Raw genomic sequence first — 17,368 nt, forward strand, 5'->3', positions numbered from 1 at the left:
CCCGTGGTCCCGCCCGACCAACCGAACAGGTCGACTCCTTCGACGTCTGGATCGTCTCCGCCGCAGAGGACCGGGCCACCTCGGTGCGCGTCTGCCGATCTTACCCAGGCAGCAACACGATGACGGTGTGGATCACGAGACCGACCAGCGCGCCGATGACGGTGCCGTTGATGCGGATGTACTGGAGGTCGCGGCCGACGTAGAGCTCGATGCGCTCGGCGGCTTCCTTCGCGTCCCAGCGCTCGATGGTGTCGGAGATGACGCTGGCGATCTCGGGGCCGAAGCTCTCGGCCAGATCACCGGCGGTGGTGGCGATCCGGTCATCGATGCGGCGGGAGAATTCCGAGTCCGCCTGCAGCCGTTCGGCGAACTCGCCGATGAGCTGCCAGATGCGGGCGCGGACTTCGCCGCCTTCGTCGATGATGGCCTCGCGCAGCAGCTGTTTGAGCGAACCCCAGATCTCGAGGACGGAGTCGACGACTCCCTCCTGGCTGAGCAGGTCGTTGAAGATCTCTTCGGCCCGCTGGGACAGAGATGAGTCGGATTCGAGGTCGTCGGAGAGGTCGACGAGCCACGCATCCAGCGCCTGTCGCGCCTTGTGGTATTCGTTGTCGCGGACGTCGGCGACCCAGCCGAGCACTTCGCGCTGCAGTCGGTTGGCCAGCTGTTCGTTGACGAAATCGGGGACCCAGGAGGGTGCCCGGTTGTGGACGATCTCATCGATGACCTGCGGATTGTCACCCAGCCAGCTGTAGGCCTCCGCGACGATGAGGTCGACGAGTCTGTGGTGAGCCCCGTCGAGCACGATCTGACGAAGCAGCTGAGCGAGCACCGGTGTCTTTCGGGTGGCCACGAGGCGAGGAATGATGACGTTCCTGGTCAGCGCCTTGATGGAGTCGTCATCGATGCGCGCGAGCACATATTCGAGGCCCCCTGCAGCACGGTCGACGACTATATCTCGGTTGGCGGGCTTGGCCAGCCATTTCCCGGCTCGATGGGAGATCTCGGCGGATCGGATCTTCGTCGACACCGCCTCGGCGTGGAGGAAATTCGCGGCGACGAAGGCCGACAGACTCGCACCGAGGGTGTCCTTCTTGCGCGGGATGATCGCGGTGTGCGGAATCGGCAGCCCGAGAGGGTGGCGGAAGAGCGCGGTGACGGCGAACCAGTCGGCGATCGCGCCGATCATCGCGGCCTCCGAGGCGCGGGAGACGAACCCCCAGACGCCGGTGTTGTCGGTGAAGAGGTGGGTGGAGAGGAAGATGAGCGTGGCGAGGATGAGCAGCGAGAGCGCGAGCGTGCGCATCTTCTTCAGCCCGCGAGCGCGCTCTTGATCCTCCGGCGTGAGCTCGGCCGGCCCGCCGGTTCCGCCGCCGGCACCGAAGCGCGGCACGGATGGTGTCTTCTCGATCGACATCGTTACCCCCTGCTCCACGACTTTAGCGAAACCCTGCGGCTCCACACGCATCCGCAGACGGGTTCGCACCTGGGAATTCCGCAGAGAGCCCCGCCGTCCGGGCCGCCGCATTTCCCACGAGCATCCCTCACCGTTGCTCTTGCTTCCCCGCGCTGCCCGCTATCCGCCCCGTCGCTCTCATATCTCCCCGGTGCACCGGGTGGAGATGCCACGACTCATGAGAGATGCGCCGTCGTGACAGTCGCCGAGGCGGCCCTGCCCGAACGTGGAACGTTAGGCTTCGTGGATGGAATACTTCGAGAATCGTGAACGTGCTGAATCCTTCGGCGAGGTAGCCCAGGACTACGACGCCTTCCGACCGAAGTACCCGTCCGCGCTCATCACAGCGATCATGGAAGCAGCCGCAGTTGGCACCGACTCCCGAACGCATGCCTCACTGCCGCCCACCAGCGATCGAACCTTGGGTGCCCCGCGCATCCTCGACGTCGGTGCCGGCACCGGCATTCTCGCGTCCCAGCTTCGATCAGCAGGCGCTGAGATACTAGCCGTCGAACCAGATCCCGCAATGGCCGCAATCGCTCAAGCCAAAGGCCTCGATGTAGACGTTTCGACGTTCGAGGACTGGGACCCGCAGGGCCGGACCTTCGATCTCGTCAGCTTCGGTCAGTCCTTCCACTGGGTCGATCCTCTGGTTGCTCTGCCGAAAGTTCGCACGGTGCTCCGCCCCGGTGGAATTCTGGCTCTGGCCTGGAACGATATCGAACCCATCAGTGAGCTGAAGACCCGGCTCGATGCGGTCATCGCTCGCTTTCATTCCGACGGCAGGCCCGCGAGTCTCGGTTCGAGAGCGAGCTGGGGCACCGAAGCGAGCCAAGAGGCGTGGGCGGGCAGCGGTACGACTGAACCCTCACTGACGGTTGAACCCGTCGAACATCCGGCGCTCACGCAACTGCAGGATGCCGGTTTCGCCCCGAATGAGACCACTTTCGTCGAAGACCTCCACTATTCGAGGCACGACTGGCTGTCGATGGTCTTCACCTACTCGGCTCAGCTGACGATGGACCCGGTGAAGAGAGCGGTCATGCGCGAGGAGATGTCCGCCGAAATCACCGACGACGGGCTCGATGCGCGGAATGAGGCCCTTCTCGTCCTCGCTGGGGCCTGAATATGGGACCCTCATGGTTAAAACGCTGCGCGTTCAATGCTGAGCAGTGCCCACCCACTGGGCCGGTCCCACACGGCACGAGTCCGACCCGTAGAGTGAAGGCGTATGGTCACCGCTGTCCTGCACGGGGACCACGTCCCCGCTGGGACCGCCACTCCGCGGAGACGTCCGACGTCCCCGCTGGGACCACCGCGTCCCTCCCGCAGATGCAGCGATCTGACCGAACCGAGACCACCCGCATCCGAGAGTCAGGAGCAGTCGTGCCAGCGACACCCGCCGAGGCCACCATCACCGAGATCACGAATCTCATCACCTTCGACACGACGAGTCGGGACACGAACCTCCCGCTCATCGACCACGTCGAAGTTCGCCTGCATGCCGCCGGCATCGAATCACGCCGGATCCCGAACCCGGAGGGCACGAAGGCGAACCTGCTCGCAACCATCCCCGCAGCCGACGGCACGACCACCGGAGGCATCGTCCTGTCTGGACACACCGACGTCGTCCCTGTCGACGGCCAGGACTGGTCCTCCGACCCGTTCACCCCCGAGATCCGCGACGGAAAGTACTTCGCCCGCGGCAGCGCCGACATGAAATCATTCATCGGCGTCATCCTCTCCCGCCTCGAAGCGTTCAAATCCGCGAAACTCAGCGAACCCATCCACCTCGCCTTCTCCTATGACGAAGAGATCGGCTGCGTGGGCGCCATCTCCCTCGTCGAGGCCATCACCGAGGAGGGCCTGGCGCCCCGCGGCTGCATCGTCGGCGAACCCTCGAGCATGCGGGCCATCCGCGGCCACAAATCGATGAACGTCTTCCGCGTCGACTTCCATGGCGTCGCCGCCCACTCCTCGCTCACCCCCGAAGGTGTCAATGCCATCGCCTATGCCTCCGAATTCGTCGCCTTCGTTCACGCCGTCGCAGCCGAATTCCGCACCGAAGGGCCCTTCGACGAGGCCTATGTCGTGCCCTTCACCTCGGTCACGGCGAACACGTTCAACGGCGGCATCGCCGTGAACACCATCCCCGCCGAGGCGGCCGTCCAGTTCGAGTTCCGATCGCTCGGTTCTGTGGACCGCGAGGCCCTCATCGAACGCTTCCGCGCCGAAGCCGAACGCCTCGGTCGAGCGATGGCCGCCGAGAACGAGGCCGCCGGTGTCGACTTCACGATCGAAGCCGAAGCTCCCGGCTGCGAGACCCCGGCCGATGCGGACATCGTCTCGCTCGCCTCGAGCTGGGGCGCAATCGCCACCGATGACAAGGTCACCTACGGCACCGAGGCGGGGCTGTTCTCCGAAGCCGGCATCCCGACCGTCGTCTGCGGTCCCGGAGACATCGCCCAAGCTCACGCTCCCGACGAGTTCATCGAACTCGAACAGATCGCCGCCTGCGAATCGTTCATCGACGCCCTCATCTCCGACCTCTCCGAGAGCTGAGGACGCGGGTTCAGGGGTCGTACACTGCAGATAGGATCACAGACCCAGGCAGGGAGGAAGCATGGCAACCGAATTCTCGGTCGGTGACCACGTGGGCTGGAACTCCGAGGCCGGGCAGGTCTCCGGTCGCATCACGAAGGTCCACACTGCCGACTTCGACTACAAGGCACACCGTCGCCGCGCCTCGGCAGAGGACCCGCAGTACGAGATCAAGAGCGACAAGACCGATCACATCGCCGCCCACAAAGGCAGCGCTCTGCATCTCATCGACGACGAATGACGGGACTGGACAGGGCGAAATCCCCCGCCGCGTCGGCCGGCCCTGCGGACGCCGCTCTGCCGCGTCTGCTGACAGTCGGGCATTCGAATCGTGAACTGAACGAGTTCGTCGAACTGCTCATGGATACCGGCACCGAGGTGGTCGTCGACGTCCGGAAGCTGCCTGGTTCGACGAAGAACCCCTGGTTCAACGCCGACACCCTTGAGAGCGACCTCGCCGAAGTGGGGATCGAATTGCGACGCCTCGAGGCGCTGACCGGTCGCCGACCGGTCAGCCGGACGGTGCCCTTCGACGTCAACGCATGGTGGCAGAACCGCAGCTTCCACAACTATGCCGACCACTGCCTCTCATCGGCATTCCGCACGGACCTCGAAACTCTCATCGGCTGGAGTACGGAGGCGCGCTGCGCGATCATGTGCTCGGAGGCCGTGTGGTGGCGGTGTCACCGGAGGATCATCGTCGATCAGCTTCTCGCCCGGGATCTCCCCGTCGCGCACATCCTCGGCGAAGGTCACATCGATCGGGCGAAGCTGAGCGAGGGTGCCCGGATCGAGGCGGACGGCACCCTTACCTATCCCGCTGACAGCTGACCCTTTCCGCGACCCGAGTCCGCACCTCCTCCTGAAACACCCAACCGGACGAACGACGCCGAGGCGGCACCTGAACTCAGGTGCCGCCTCGGCGGTGGTGTGGTGGGGCCGTTCAGACCCTCACCACGTCCGAATCATCCGGACTGGGACGCCCGGACAAGGCCTAGATCAGGCCTTGCCGATGACCTCGAACTTGATCTTCGCGGTGATCTCGTCGCCGACGCGCACGACAGCGTTGTAGCTGCCGGGGGTCTTGACGTGACCGGTCAGGGCGACCTGACGGCGATCGAACTCGCGTCCGGTCGCGGTCTGCAGGGCCTCGGCCACGAGGGCAGGGGTGACGGCGCCGAAGAGGCGACCGTTCTTGCCGGCCTTCATGTCGATGCGAGCCGTGGTCGACTCGAGTTCGCCCTTGACCTTGATGGCTTCGTCGTGATCGGCGATCTGCTTGGCCTGACGGGCCTTGCGCAGAGCCTCGATGTGCTTCTCAGCGCCGGCGGACCAGGCCGAAGCCCAGCCACGAGGCAGAAGCAGGTTGCGTGCGTATCCGGCACGAACCTCGACGACGTCGCCGGCGGCACCGAGGCCGTCGACTTCCTGGTTCAGAATCACTTTGCGGTTAGGCATTATTCTTTCCCTCCGATCAGCGAGCTGAGCTCGAGTAGGGCAGAAGTGCCATCTCGCGGGCGTTCTTGACGGCCTTTGCGATGACGCGCTGTTCCTGCACGGTCACACCGGTGACGCGACGTGCACGGATCTTGCCGCGGTCGGAAATGAACTTACGGAGCGTAGCGGTGTCCTTGTAGTGGATGTTCGCCGCTTCGCCCTTCTTGAGCGGATTAGCCTTCTTCTTGATAGGCTTCCGGATCTCTGGCTTTGCCATGAGTATCTCCTGTTAACGAATGTCTCGAAATGTCGTGAAGACGTGGATCAGAACGGGGGTTCATCGGCGCCGGGGTTGCCCCAGCCGCCGTTGCCGCTCTGCGGGTTCGATGATGCCCACGGGTCATTGGCGGGTGCGTTGTTGCCGCCCTGGCTGTAGCCCTGGCGCTGACCACCCTGCTGGCCGCCCTGCTGAGGATTGTTGCCCCAGCCGGAGGACTGCTGGTTGCCGAAGCCGCCCTGCTGGCCGCCTCCGCCCTGGTTGCCGCCACCGAAGTTGCCGCCGCCACCGCCGAAGCTTCCTCCGCCGCTGGGGTTGTTCTTCGAGACCTGAGCGGTGGCGCGTCGCAGGCTGGGGCCGACTTCGTCGACGTCCAGCTCCATGACCGTGCGCTTCTCGCCTTCCTTGGTCTCGAAGGACCGGGACTTCAGTCGGCCCTGAACGATGACCCGCGTACCGCGCTGCAGAGATTCGGCGACGTTCTCTCCCATTTCACGCCACACCGAGCAGCGGAGGAAGAGAGTCTCTCCGTCCTTGAACTCGTTGGCCTGACGGTCGAAGATACGCGGCGTCGAGGCCACGGTGAAGTTTGCGACTGCCGCACCGTTCGGTGTGAAGCGCAGTTCGGGATCGCTGGTGAGGTTCCCGACGACCGTGATGACTGTTTCGCCTGCCATTGAATCTCCTAGAAGCGAGGTAGCTTAAGATGCCTTACTTGGCGTCCGGGCGGAGGATCTTCGTACGCAGAACGGACTCGTTGAGTCCGAGCTGACGATCGAGTTCCTTGGTCGTTGCAGGCTCGGCGTGGAAATCAACCACGACGTAGTAGCCTTCGGACTTCTTCTGGATCTCGTACGCGAAGCGACGACGTCCCCAGATATCCACGTTGTCGACGGTGCCGTTCTCAGCCGGGACAACCTTGATCAGGTTGTTCACGGTGTCAGCCAGCGTCCGCTCTTCGAGGTCGTTATCAAGAATGAGCATGAGCTCGTACTTACGCATATGTCACCCACCTCCTCTGGTCTTTGCGGCCATGGTCGGTCCATGGCAGGAGGGTATATGCACGTCCGCTCCCGTTCCCGTGATGGTCACGAAATGGGAACAGACCTCACTAGTCTAATCGACCGGTGCGCTGGCTGTCATGTCCGGATTCGTGCTCTTCCTTACGTCCAGCAGCCCGATGTTCCAGTGCGTCCCCAGGATCGTCGATCTCTTTTCGCCGAGGCGGCGCTGACGCAGCCGTGCGACCGCGGATACCGCGCCGGTAGAGGTTCTCACCGGCCATGATCACGACGAGGACGAGAGCGAGCAGCCGCAGCAGGGTGAACAGGGCGACGAAGGTGGAGTCGAGTCCCTCATCGGCTTCGAATCCCGACACATCGCCGAGTTGGACGGCGACGGCGAAGACCGCCTCGGCGAGGGTCCAGACGATGAGCACCCACCAGCGGCGGATGGACAGGGCGATGAAGGGCAGCAGCCACAGGCTGTCCCAGGGCATGAGGCCCGGTGCCAGCAGCAGGCAGCCGCCGATGAGCAGGCATGCGGCTACGGCCGGGTCGAGACCCGTGCGGCGGACCATGTAGAGGGAGACGGTCACGGCGAGGACCACTCCGGCGCTGACGATGATCCACAGCGGGACCCAGACGGAGACGTCGCCGAGTTCGGCCATGAGCAGGATCGACGCGAAGGATCCGCCGTCGACGGCATCGGAGTACCAGTGGATGATCCGGTCGATCGCGCTGAGGTCGACGACGAGGAGCACCGCCGAGGTGACCGTGGCCGCGGCGAGCATCATCCGCGGATTGCGCGGCTTGAGTCCCCGTGCCGGGTTCGGCCCGGTCACGGTCAGGGCGAGGAGGACGAGGAGGGCGAGCGGGTTGATGAACGTCGCGATGCCCAGCAGCACACCGGCCAACCACCCGCGCGGGCGCAGCGGTGGGGTTCCGAAGAAGATGACCATCGACCACACCGCCAGTGCGAGGGCGATGGGGTCGAGAGTGGAGCCGAGGGTGAAGAGGATGAGCGGGGAGGCGAAGACTGCAACCAGCCACCCCCGATAGCGGGCGAGGACGAGGAGTCCGGCGCCGAGAGCCGCGATCCCTGCGGTGTTGAGCAGGAGCACGACGACCATGAAGAGGGAGACGTCGTTGGTGAACAGCTGGAACAGGTCGACCAGGCGAGCTTCGAGCGGGGCCAGGGCCGCGGCTCCGCCGTGTGCGCGCCCGAGCACGTCGGGGTTGGTGTCACCGAGAAAGGCCGTGGACAGCGGCCCTGCGCACATCCTCGCCGAGGCGGCCGGCTGTTCGTATCCCGAGCTCAGACACGGACCCTGCAGAGCCAGAGCGAGGAAGGTGGTGACGCCGAGGACCGCAGCCAGCGCAGAGGCCTGCGCGCTGCGGTACCGGCGACCGGCAGCACCGAGGTGAATGCCGACCGGACCGCCGAGCAGAGGCTCGGCGATCCGGGTGCTGGACTTCGAGGGCATGGCTCGAGGTTACCGGTCAGCCACCGACACCAAGAGGACCATCATCACCATCTATGCTGCCGCCTCCATCACCGCCGGTGATTTCGCCGCCACCGTTCTTGCTGTCGCCACCACCGGTGGAGTCGCCCCCACCGCCGGTGTCGCTGCCGTTTCCGTTGTCCGAACCGTTCTTTCCGCCGCCGGTGTCGCCACCGCCGCCGTCTTCGGACCCGCCGTCCTTACCGTCGGAGTCCTTCGAACCCTCATCGGAGCCGTCCTTCGAGCCTTCTTCCTTGCCCTTCTCGTCTCCGTCGGAATCCTTGTCCTTGTCCTCGTCGTCCTTGGGAGTCTCGATCGGAGCCTTGGGCTCCTCCTTCTCCTCGTCCCCATCGCTGCCGTCGTTGCTGCCGGCAGGCGCCTTGGGTTCAGGCTTCGGAGCCGGGGCCGGGTTGGAGTTCTTCGGCTTCGGCTTCTCAGGCAGCTCACCGCGCGCCGGGAACTGTTCGACCTTCTCACCCTGGAGGGCCTTCTGCATGTAGTCGGTCCACACCTGCACGGGGAACGAACCACCGGTGACCTCACCGCGACCGCCGAAGGAGCCGATAGACACGGACTTTCCGTCGACCTCGCGATAGAGCACGACCGAGGTGGCGAGGTTCGGTGTGTAACCGGAGAACCATGCGGCCTTGTTCTCGTTCGTCGTACCGGTCTTGCCGGCGGCAGGACGACCGAGGTTCTGGGCGTAGCTGCCCGAACCACCCTGAACGACCTGGCTCAGGGCGTACGAGGTCTCGGCACCAACTGCCTTGTCGAAGACGCGCTTGCCCTTGGTTTCGGCCTTGTACACTTCCTCGTCCTCGGCACCCTTCGTGACCTTCTTGATCGAGTGGGTCTCGTGGTGGACGCCGTTTGCCGCAAAGGTCGCGTACGCCGAAGCCATATCGATGGGCTTGACGCTGGGCGTACCGAGCACATTGGAGGGGTTCGGGGTCAGACCGATCGAGCAGCCGCCGGTATCGCCGGCTTTCATCTCCTTGTCGGTGCAGTTCTCACTCAGTCCCGCACGTTCGGCGACGTCGACGGTCTTGTCCGGCCCGACCTGCACATTGAGTGCCGCGTAGGCGGTGTTGATCGAGGACTGCGTCGCCTTGAGCAGGCTGACGGGCCCGTAACTCGAGCCGCCGAAATTGTTGACCGTCCACGGCGTGCCGTCATTGTTCAGCGTCGTCGGGCTGGCACCCGGATACGAGTCGGTCAGTCGAACACCGTTCTCCAGACCCGCGACGAGAGCGAAGGGCTTGAATGTCGATCCGGCCTGCACATGACTCTGCGTCGAGGCGTTGAACGCCTGATCGAGGTAGTTCTTGCCGCCGTAGAAGGCTTCGATTCCGCCGTTGTCCGGGTCGATCGAGACGAGTCCGGCCTGCATGCCTTCGGGCTGATCCTGTGGGAGCGTCTTGATGGCCTGTTCGGCAGCCTTCATCCGATCTTTGTCGAAGGTGGTGACGATATTGTAGCCGCCGCGATCAAGCTGGGCTTCGTCGATGTCGAGCTTCCGCAGCGCCTCACGGCGGACGAAGTCCCACATGTAGCCCTTCTGCCCGGACAGCGAGGATTCCTTGTTCTGCTTCTTCACCTCGGGCATCTCGACCTTGGCGGCCTGCTCCTCGGTGATGAAGCCTTCGTCGACCATGTTCTTGACCACGTAGTCGAAGCGGTCCTGGTAGGCCTCGGGGTTGTCCGAAGGATCGGCAGCACCTGGGCGCTGGATCATCGCGGCCAGCAGAGCGGACTCGCTGACATTGAGTTCCGAAGCCGGTTTGTCGAAATAGTTCTGAGATGCCACTTCGATGCCGTACGAGCGACGGCCGAGGTAGATGGTATTGAGGTAGTTCGCGAGGATCTCGTCCTTCGACTGCTGCTGGTCGATCTTGAGCGAGATGAACATCTCCTTGACCTTGCGATCAAGCGAGTGCTCGTTCGTGAGGTAGAAGTTCTTCACGTACTGCTGGGTGATCGTCGAACCGCCGCCCGCGTACTGGTTGGTCGCCACGCCGACGACAGCACGGGAGAGTCCCTTGATCGAAATACCGCGGTTCTCGTAGAACGAGGTGTCCTCGGCGGCGATCGCGGCCTTCTGCATAGGTTCGGAGATCTCGTCGATCTCCACGGACTTGCGGTCCTCGACCTTGTACTGACCGATCGGCGTCTTGCCGTCGCTGTAGTAGATCGTCGAGGTCTGGCCGGTGGCTTCGAGGTTCGGCTCGGGGATGTCCGTTGCGGCATAGCCGATGGCGAACGCCACGCACAGGGCGATGACGAGGCTGAGCCCGCCGACGACGAGTACGCGGATGCTCGGCAGGAAACGGGTCCATCCGCTCACACCCGCTCGCGGGTAGTTGAGCAGGTTCTTCGTATTCCTGCCGATGTTCTTGGCTGTGTGTTGTCCCTTAGCCACCCAAGGTCCTCCAGGTCAGTCAGCCTGCCGCAATGCGTGGCGACGAGGTCCGAAAAAGGTCAAAGACGCCAATCAGTCTCGCACGCATTCATTAGTAGAGGATGAAAAAGTGCTGAGCCTGACGCCCTGCAGACACGCCAGGTTACCGAACCGTTCTCAGAGTAACCCCGCATTCGGCATCTCACCAGGCATTTTACTTGACTGCGGGAGAATCAACCATGACGAGTGCGTGTTTGCTCACATTCAAACGTCTGCCCGCAGATCAGTGCTCGGCGTCGCCAGCCGGGGCACCTCGACCATGCGCGCGTACCTTCTCGTTCAAGCGTGCCCGCACTTTTCCGCAGATGCCGCCAGCCGCGACGCCTCGTTCAAGCCGCCCAGCGCTTTGCCACAGGTATACGGGCTGAAAAGTGCTGGGCCGCTTGAACGAGAGTCGCGGCACCGCTCAGCTCTTGAGGTCGAAGTCCGTATCGGCGTACTCGTTGCCCTCGACGACGGGTTCGCCGCTGAACGGATGCAGCTGGTCTTCGCGGGTGCGCAGCTCGACGCGACGGATCTTTCCGGAGATCGTCTTCGGCAGCTCGGCGAACTCGAGTCGGCGGATGCGCTTGTACGGAGCCAGATTCTCACGGCAGTAGGCGAGGATCGACCGCGCCGTCTCGGCATCGGCCTCGAACTTGCTCGACACCACGACATACGCCTTGGGCACAGCCAGTCGCACCGGATCCGGCGAGGGCACGACTGCCGCCTCGGCGACGGCCTCGTGTTCGATGAGCACGCTTTCGAGCTCGAAGGGGGAGAGCCGGTAGTCGCTGGCCTTGAACACGTCATCGGCGCGACCGACGTAGGTGATGTATCCGTCCTCGTCACGGGAGGCCACATCGCCGGTGTGATAGACACCGCCTTCGAAGGCCTCTGCGGTCTTCTCCGGGTTGCTCCAGTATCCGGTGGTCAATCCGACGGGGCGAGGATCGAGGCGCAGGCAGATCTCACCCTCGTCGCCTTCCTCACCGGTCGCCGGGTCGATGAGCACGACGTCGAATCCGGGCAGGGCCTTGCCCATCGAACCGTATTTGAGCTCCTGATCGGGCGAGTTCCCGATCTGCAGGGTCGACTCGGTCTGACCGAAGCCGTCGCGGATGAGCACACCCCATTCGCTGTGAACGCGGTCGATGATCTCGGGATTGAGGGGTTCACCGGCGCCCAGAGCCTTCGTCGGAGGGTTCTTCAGGTGGCTGAGGTCGGCCTGGATGAGCATGCGCCACACGGTCGGCGGGGCGCAGAAGCTCGTCACTCCCACGCGGTCCATGGTCTCCATGAGGGCGTTGGCGTCGAAGCGCGAGTAGTTGTAGAGGAAGACGCAGGCTTCGGCGATCCACGGGGTGAAGATGTTCGACCAGGCGTGCTTGGCCCAGCCGGGCGAGGCGACATTGAGGTGGACGTCGCCGGGTGTCAATCCCATCCAGTACATCGTCGAGAGGTGACCGACCGGGTAGGAGACATGGGTGTGGGCGACCATCTTCGCCTTCGAGGTGGTGCCCGAAGTGAAGTAGAGGAGCATCAGGTCATCGGCGCGCGAGCTGCCCTGAGGGTCGAATTCGGTGCTCTCATCATCGGCATCGGAGTAGCTGTAGTCCTGCTGGCGAGTGGGTTCCCCGCCGACGACGATGCGGACGACTTCGACATCGACGTCATCGAACTTCGCGGCATCCTCGGCGCCGGCGACGACGAACTCGGCTTGACCGCGCTCGGCACGGTCGGTGAGATCGATGGGACCCAGCTGCGTGGTGGCCGGCATGAGCACGGCACCGAGCTTGATGCCGGCGAGCATCGTCTCCCACAGCTCCACCTGGTTGTTGAGCATGACCATGACATGGTCGCCGCGCTTGATCCCGGCACGGCGGAAGTGATTCGCCACCTGGTTCGACCGCGCGGAGAGCTCCGCGAAGCTCCACTTGCCCTCAGTTCCGTCCTGTTCGACGATCCACAGAGCCGGCTTGTCGTTGTTCTCGGCGATCTTGTCGAACCAGTCGAGTGCGAAGTTGAAGTGCGTGAGACGCAGCCATTCGAACTGGTCGCGCGCGGCCTCGTAATCGCTGCGGAGCTCGATCAGCTTGTCTCGGGCAGCGCGGAACTCCTCGGTCACTGTCATTGTGGTCTCCTCACCTTTCGCCACCGTCACATCATGTGACGTCACACACAAATCTAAACGATTACGAAGCTATCAGCACTGATCAGCCGGTGAGCAGGCGGGGGTCGGTCACTGACCGTGGGATTCCCACCAGGAGCGCAACTCCGCCTCGGCGCGTTCGCGTCCGAGCGGCCCGTGCTCCATCCGCAGCTCGAGCAGATGCTTGTACGCCTTGCCCACCAGCGGTGATGGTTCGATATCGAGGATCGCCATGATCTGCTTGCCGTCGAGGTCCGGGCGGATCGAATCGAGTTCTTCCTGTTTCGCCAGGGACTCGATGCGCTCTTCCAGGTCGTCATAGGCGAACGCGAGCCGATCGGCCTTCCGCTTGTTCCGGGTGGTCACGTCCGCACGGGTGAGAATGTGCAGCCGCGAGAGCAGCCGTCCCGCGTCGGTGACATAGCGGCGCACCGCCGAGTCCGTCCACCCGGCATCGCCGTAGCCGTAGAAGCGCAGATGCAGTTCGACGAGGCGGCCGACCGCCTTCGTCGTGTCCTTGTCGAAGCGCAGCGCCTTCATCCGCTTGGCCGTGAGCTTCGCACCGACCGCGTCGTGATGGTAGAACGTCACGGCACCGCCGGGCTGGAAGCGCCGAGTGGCGGGTTTGCCGACATCGTGCATGAGCGCGGCGAAACGCACGACGAAGTCCGGCACGCGCAGGCGCTGCGGATCATCGTCGGCCATTCCGGCCTTCTCTTGAGCCGCGGCATACCGGCTCTCGAGTTCGACGGCCTGACGCAGCACGGTCAGCGAATGCTGGTAGACGTCCTTGTGCCGATGATGCTCATCGGTCTCGAGCTGCAGTCCGGACACCTCGGGGAGCACATGGTCGGCGATTCCGGTGCGTACGAGCAGGTCGACTCCGGCGACCGGATCGATGCCGGTGATGAGCTTGACGAGTTCGACCTGGACGCGTTCGGCGGAGATGATCTCGATCCGATCAGCCATCGCCGTCATCGCCTCTTCCACCTCAGGCACGGGGTCGAGCCCGAGCTGAGAGGTGAACCGGGCCGCGCGCATCATCCGCAGCGGATCATCGGAGAACGAGTCCGCGGCGGCCCCGGGGGTGCGGATGCGACCGGCGATGAGGTCGTCGAATCCATGATGCGGGTCGACGAACGTCTTCGAGGGCAGCCGGATCGCCATCGCCCCGATCGTGAAGTCGCGGCGCACGAGGTCGGCGTCGAGGTCAGTGCCGAAGGCGACCACAGGTTTGCGCGAGTCCTCTTCATAGGCTTCGGCACGGTATGTCGTGATCTCGATCTGGACTCCGGACTTCACGGCTCCGATGGTGCCGAATTCGCGTCCGATGTCCCAGTGCGTGTCGACCCAGTCGGTGATCAGTCCGAGGATGTCGTCGGGGTGGGCATCGGTGGTGAAGTCGAGGTCGGGCATGGGGCGACCGAGCAGCGCGTCACGGACGGAACCGCCGACGAGGGCGAGCTCGAAACCGGCTGAGGAGAACCTCTGACCCAGCGGGCCGAGGATGTGCTCGAGTTCGTCGAGCTTGTCGTGTAGTCGGTTGTGCGCGGTCTGCGGATCCACCGAGCTCCTTCAATTCTTAAAGATCTCTGCTCTTGCCCATGGGAACTCGTCTCCCGCCTCCAGGCGTGAGTTCCGGTCTCCATAAGCCTACCGGGAGCAGATGACACGAAACTTCCAAGCTTCGCCTACTAAGGTAGGAGAATGACCACACCGATGCCCAAGCCGGGACCCCGCACGTCCCGCCGCACCACAGTGGAGGAGATCTCCGCCGGTGGCATCGTTGTCGACTTCTCTCACCCGTTGCTGGCCGTGGCCGTCATCGCGCGCATCAATCGCGCCGGCCGGATCGAATGGTGCCTTCCCAAGGGGCATCTCGAAGGAACGGAGACCCCCGCCGAGGCGGCCCGCCGTGAGGTCGAAGAGGAGACCGGGATCGCGGGGCAGATCATCTGCCCGCTGGGAACCGTCGACTACTGGTTCACCGTGACCGGAATCCGGATCCACAAACTCGTCCACCATTTCCTGCTGCGTGCACAGTCGGGGACTCTGACAGTGGATAATGATCCTGACCAAGAAGCGATCGATGCGGCGTGGGTGCCCTTCAATGACCTGCGTTCGCGACTGTCGTTCGCCAATGAGCGCCGAATCGTCGCCGCCGCCCGACCAATGGTGTCCCGACTGGAGCAGTGAAACCCATTCCCATCCGCCGACTGCGATTCCTCACCGCCCTGCTGAGCACGCTCCTGCTGCTCGCAGGGCCGGTTTTCGCATATCCGCTGCTCGATGCCGCCCCGGCCGCAGCCAGCACCGATGCGAAGACCGACGCGGACACCGATGCGAAGAAGGATGAGGTCTCGATCACCCTCGACGAGGTGACTCCGTGGATCGATGACAAGGGCACGCTGACCGTGCGGGGAACGATCTCGAACACGACGAAGAAGGCGGTCGAGAAGCCGAGCCTGAGCCTGCAGATGTCGACTCGCAAGCTCGATTCCGAATCCCGCCTGACCTCCTGGAAGCAGGGACAGGCACAGCACCGCACCGTCGCCGATCTCGAACATGATGGAACCGAAGCGAGGAAGAAGGCGAAGAAGGACAAGGACTCAGGTTCCGATGACAGCTCGGGAATCACCCTCGACACCTCGTTCGACGACACCATCGATCCCGGCACCTCCGCGGAATTCACCTTCCGCGTGCCCGCCGATGACCTCGACCTGAGCACGTCCTCACCCGTGAGTTCCTGGGGCCCGCGGGGGCTGGCGGTTCAGCTCGGCGACGACACCGGTCTGCGGGCCTCTGCGCTCGGCTTCACCACGTGGTACCCGGATCCGGAGTTCGATCAGACGAAGATCAGCCTGCTCGCTCCCGTCACTCTGCCCGGCCATTCCGAGGGCGGACTCATCCCTTCCGACCGGCTCGATGCCGCCATTGCCGAAGGCGGTTCGCTCGACACGATCGCAAAGCTGCTGGAACACAAAGAGCTCGCTCTGGCGATCGACCCGCGAATCATCGCATCCTTCGAAGCCGCGATCGCCGAACCGCCTCCCGCCGACGCACCAGAGGAGACCGAAGAACCCGACGGGGGAAGCGGTGAGGAGACTCAGTCGCCACCGGTCGGAGCGCCGGAGAACGATGACGCCGATTCCAGCGGTGCCGAACTCGAAGCCGCAGAGAAGCAGCGCAAACGCCTCGATTCCTGGTATCAGGACTTCGTGGAGGCGGCACAGAAGCACACGGTCGTCGCTCTGCCCTATGGCGATCCCGATCTCAGTGCTCTGCGCGGGACGAAGATCGACCGACTGAGCTCCTTCGCTCAGAAGCAGCGCGAGATCGTGGGGGACGTCTTCCCCGATGCCCGCACGGACATCGCTTGGCCGGTTGCCGGAAGTGCCACGAAGAACGGGCTGCGGGCACTGAAGAAGTCGGGCAATTCCACCGCGATCCTCAGCGATGGTCAGCAGCCTTCGATCACCGGCATCCACGATGATGCGCATTCGCAGACGACGATCACTGACGATGGCGAGTCGACGATCGACACTCTCATCTCGGATACGAAGCTCACTGACATGAGCGCCGAGGCGATCGCCGAGGACAACCCGGCCGGGGCACTGTCCGAGCTCGTCGCGGAGTCTGCGGTGATCCAATCCGAGGCTCCCTACCGCACCCGCAGCCTGTTCGTTCCGCTCCCACGTGCGGCCGCCTCGGCGAATTGGGAACAGACCGTCGAGGAGCTGAGCTCGGCACCGTGGATCGCTCCCACCGGGGTCGACAAGATCCTCGATTCCAGTACCGAGGCGCGCGGACTGCTGCGCACGGATTCCGACGCTCCGCACATCCGGAAGAGGGCCGTGAAGTCGCTGGCCGAGACCCGGGCGAACCAAGAGGACTTCAACAGCGTCTTCAGTGACCGTGACAGTGCCGATATCCGGCTCGACCGCGAGCTCCTCACCTGCACCTCGGCGGCGTGGACCCTGGGCCGGAACGCGAACATCTGCGCCGGTCAGGCCCGCGAGCAGAGCGAGAACCTCATGGACAGCCTGCACCTGCGCAAGGGTTCGTCCGTCCTCCTCGTCACCGGCGAGAAGACGACGATTCCGGTCACGATCGTCAATGATTCCCCCGCCGAGGCGACCCTCCGGATCCGGATGAAGCCGAACACTCCGCAGCTGCGGGCGCAGGAGACGGAGACCGTGAAGGTGCCGGCCGCGGAGACGATGCGTGTGGACGTGCCCGTCGAAGGCCTCGCCAACGCCGATGTGCCGACGACGATCGAGATGGTCACCGCCGACGAGGTGGTCCTGCCCAAGCAGGAATCACTCATGGTTCGGGTCCGCGCCGATTGGGAGAACATCGGCACCGCAGTGATCGGATTGGCCCTGGCCGTCGTGTTCGTGATCGGCTTGATCAAGACCATTTCGCGCGGGCGCCCGAAGATCCCCGAACAGCAGCTGGCCGATGCGATGGCCCGCGCCAAGACCGACGACCCCGAAAAGAGGTAG

General features: G+C 64.1%; 15 protein-coding genes. 6 read left to right on the plus strand and 9 right to left on the minus strand.

Going from position 1 to position 17,368, the window contains the following annotated elements; translation table 11 throughout:
* Window positions 1-100: 100 nt before the first annotated feature.
* Window positions 101-1,417: a DUF445 domain-containing protein gene (locus ACSBQT_RS14210; protein ID WP_435001932.1), complete on the minus strand. Its 1,317-nt coding sequence runs from the start codon at window positions 1,415-1,417 to the stop codon at window positions 101-103.
* 286 nt (window positions 1,418-1,703) lie between these two features.
* Here ACSBQT_RS14210 and ACSBQT_RS14215 point away from each other — a divergent pair, with 286 nt between their 5' ends.
* From ACSBQT_RS14215 to ACSBQT_RS14230, 4 genes are all read left to right on the plus strand, one after another.
* Window positions 1,704-2,582, plus strand: a complete 879-nt coding sequence (locus ACSBQT_RS14215; RefSeq protein ID WP_435001933.1) for a class I SAM-dependent methyltransferase — start codon at window positions 1,704-1,706, stop codon at window positions 2,580-2,582.
* 260 nt (window positions 2,583-2,842) lie between these two features.
* Window positions 2,843-4,018 (plus strand): acetylornithine deacetylase, encoded by a 1,176-nt coding sequence (argE, locus tag ACSBQT_RS14220; protein WP_410709307.1) that lies wholly within the window; start codon window positions 2,843-2,845, stop codon window positions 4,016-4,018.
* Window positions 4,019-4,079: 61 nt separating this feature from the next.
* Window positions 4,080-4,298 (plus strand): DUF2945 domain-containing protein, encoded by a 219-nt coding sequence (locus ACSBQT_RS14225; RefSeq protein ID WP_410709308.1) that lies wholly within the window; start codon window positions 4,080-4,082, stop codon window positions 4,296-4,298.
* The gene (locus ACSBQT_RS14230; RefSeq protein ID WP_435001934.1) at window positions 4,295-4,888 is read left to right on the plus strand and encodes a DUF488 domain-containing protein; all 594 of its coding nucleotides are present in this window, start codon (window positions 4,295-4,297) and stop codon (window positions 4,886-4,888) included. Before ACSBQT_RS14225 ends, ACSBQT_RS14230 begins: the two co-directional genes overlap by 4 nt.
* A 168-nt stretch (window positions 4,889-5,056) precedes the next feature.
* On the opposite strand, the gene rplI is transcribed toward ACSBQT_RS14230, so the two are convergent.
* From rplI to ACSBQT_RS14270, 8 genes are all read right to left on the minus strand, one after another.
* Window positions 5,057-5,500: a 50S ribosomal protein L9 gene (rplI, locus tag ACSBQT_RS14235; RefSeq protein ID WP_236853253.1), complete on the minus strand. Its 444-nt coding sequence runs from the start codon at window positions 5,498-5,500 to the stop codon at window positions 5,057-5,059.
* 31 nt (window positions 5,501-5,531) lie between these two features.
* Window positions 5,532-5,771 carry a 30S ribosomal protein S18 gene (rpsR, locus tag ACSBQT_RS14240; RefSeq protein ID WP_025779604.1) on the minus strand — a complete coding sequence of 80 codons (240 nt, stop codon included), beginning with the start codon at window positions 5,769-5,771 and terminating at the stop codon, window positions 5,532-5,534.
* A gap of 47 nt (window positions 5,772-5,818) precedes the next feature.
* The gene (locus tag ACSBQT_RS14245) at window positions 5,819-6,448 is read right to left on the minus strand and encodes a single-stranded DNA-binding protein (RefSeq protein WP_435001935.1); all 630 of its coding nucleotides are present in this window, start codon (window positions 6,446-6,448) and stop codon (window positions 5,819-5,821) included.
* Between the two features lie 34 nt (window positions 6,449-6,482).
* Entirely contained in the window at window positions 6,483-6,773 is a 291-nt protein-coding gene (gene rpsF, locus ACSBQT_RS14250) for a 30S ribosomal protein S6 (protein WP_025779601.1), read from the minus strand.
* A gap of 109 nt (window positions 6,774-6,882) precedes the next feature.
* Complete coding sequence (locus ACSBQT_RS14255) at window positions 6,883-8,256, minus strand: hypothetical protein (protein WP_410709311.1); 1,374 nt, start codon at window positions 8,254-8,256, stop codon at window positions 6,883-6,885.
* 16 nt (window positions 8,257-8,272) lie between these two features.
* Window positions 8,273-10,693 (minus strand): transglycosylase domain-containing protein, encoded by a 2,421-nt coding sequence (locus ACSBQT_RS14260; protein WP_435001936.1) that lies wholly within the window; start codon window positions 10,691-10,693, stop codon window positions 8,273-8,275.
* Between the two features lie 445 nt (window positions 10,694-11,138).
* Entirely contained in the window at window positions 11,139-12,845 is a 1,707-nt protein-coding gene (locus ACSBQT_RS14265; RefSeq protein WP_435001937.1) for an AMP-binding protein, read from the minus strand.
* A 108-nt stretch (window positions 12,846-12,953) separates the two neighbouring features.
* Entirely contained in the window at window positions 12,954-14,429 is a 1,476-nt protein-coding gene (locus ACSBQT_RS14270; RefSeq protein ID WP_435001938.1) for a CCA tRNA nucleotidyltransferase, read from the minus strand.
* Window positions 14,430-14,570: 141 nt separating this feature from the next.
* Between ACSBQT_RS14270 and ACSBQT_RS14275 the strand changes: the two genes are divergently transcribed.
* Together ACSBQT_RS14275 and ACSBQT_RS14280 are read left to right on the plus strand one after the other, a co-directional pair.
* Complete coding sequence (locus ACSBQT_RS14275; protein ID WP_135808011.1) at window positions 14,571-15,059, plus strand: NUDIX domain-containing protein; 489 nt, start codon at window positions 14,571-14,573, stop codon at window positions 15,057-15,059.
* Window positions 15,056-17,368 carry a DUF6049 family protein gene (locus tag ACSBQT_RS14280; protein WP_410709315.1) on the plus strand — a complete coding sequence of 771 codons (2,313 nt, stop codon included), beginning with the start codon at window positions 15,056-15,058 and terminating at the stop codon, window positions 17,366-17,368. Before ACSBQT_RS14275 ends, ACSBQT_RS14280 begins: the two co-directional genes overlap by 4 nt.

This window comes from Brevibacterium sp. H602 (assembly GCF_051172395.1).
Classification (GTDB): domain Bacteria; phylum Actinomycetota; class Actinomycetes; order Actinomycetales; family Brevibacteriaceae; genus Brevibacterium.

Coding starts and splice junctions, on each gene's coding strand:
- ACSBQT_RS14255 (WP_410709311.1), bottom strand. CDS start 8,256: ATGCCCTCGAAGTCCAGCACCCGGATCGCCGAGCCTCTGCTCGGCGGT.
- ACSBQT_RS14245 (WP_435001935.1), bottom strand. CDS start 6,448: ATGGCAGGCGAAACAGTCATCACGGTCGTCGGGAACCTCACCAGCGAT.
- ACSBQT_RS14275 (WP_135808011.1), top strand. CDS start 14,571: ATGACCACACCGATGCCCAAGCCGGGACCCCGCACGTCCCGCCGCACC.
- rpsF (WP_025779601.1), bottom strand. CDS start 6,773: ATGCGTAAGTACGAGCTCATGCTCATTCTTGATAACGACCTCGAAGAG.
- ACSBQT_RS14230 (WP_435001934.1), top strand. CDS start 4,295: ATGACGGGACTGGACAGGGCGAAATCCCCCGCCGCGTCGGCCGGCCCT.
- ACSBQT_RS14225 (WP_410709308.1), top strand. CDS start 4,080: ATGGCAACCGAATTCTCGGTCGGTGACCACGTGGGCTGGAACTCCGAG.
- ACSBQT_RS14210 (WP_435001932.1), bottom strand. CDS start 1,417: ATGTCGATCGAGAAGACACCATCCGTGCCGCGCTTCGGTGCCGGCGGC.
- ACSBQT_RS14265 (WP_435001937.1), bottom strand. CDS start 12,845: ATGACAGTGACCGAGGAGTTCCGCGCTGCCCGAGACAAGCTGATCGAG.
- rpsR (WP_025779604.1), bottom strand. CDS start 5,771: ATGGCAAAGCCAGAGATCCGGAAGCCTATCAAGAAGAAGGCTAATCCG.
- ACSBQT_RS14215 (WP_435001933.1), top strand. CDS start 1,704: ATGGAATACTTCGAGAATCGTGAACGTGCTGAATCCTTCGGCGAGGTA.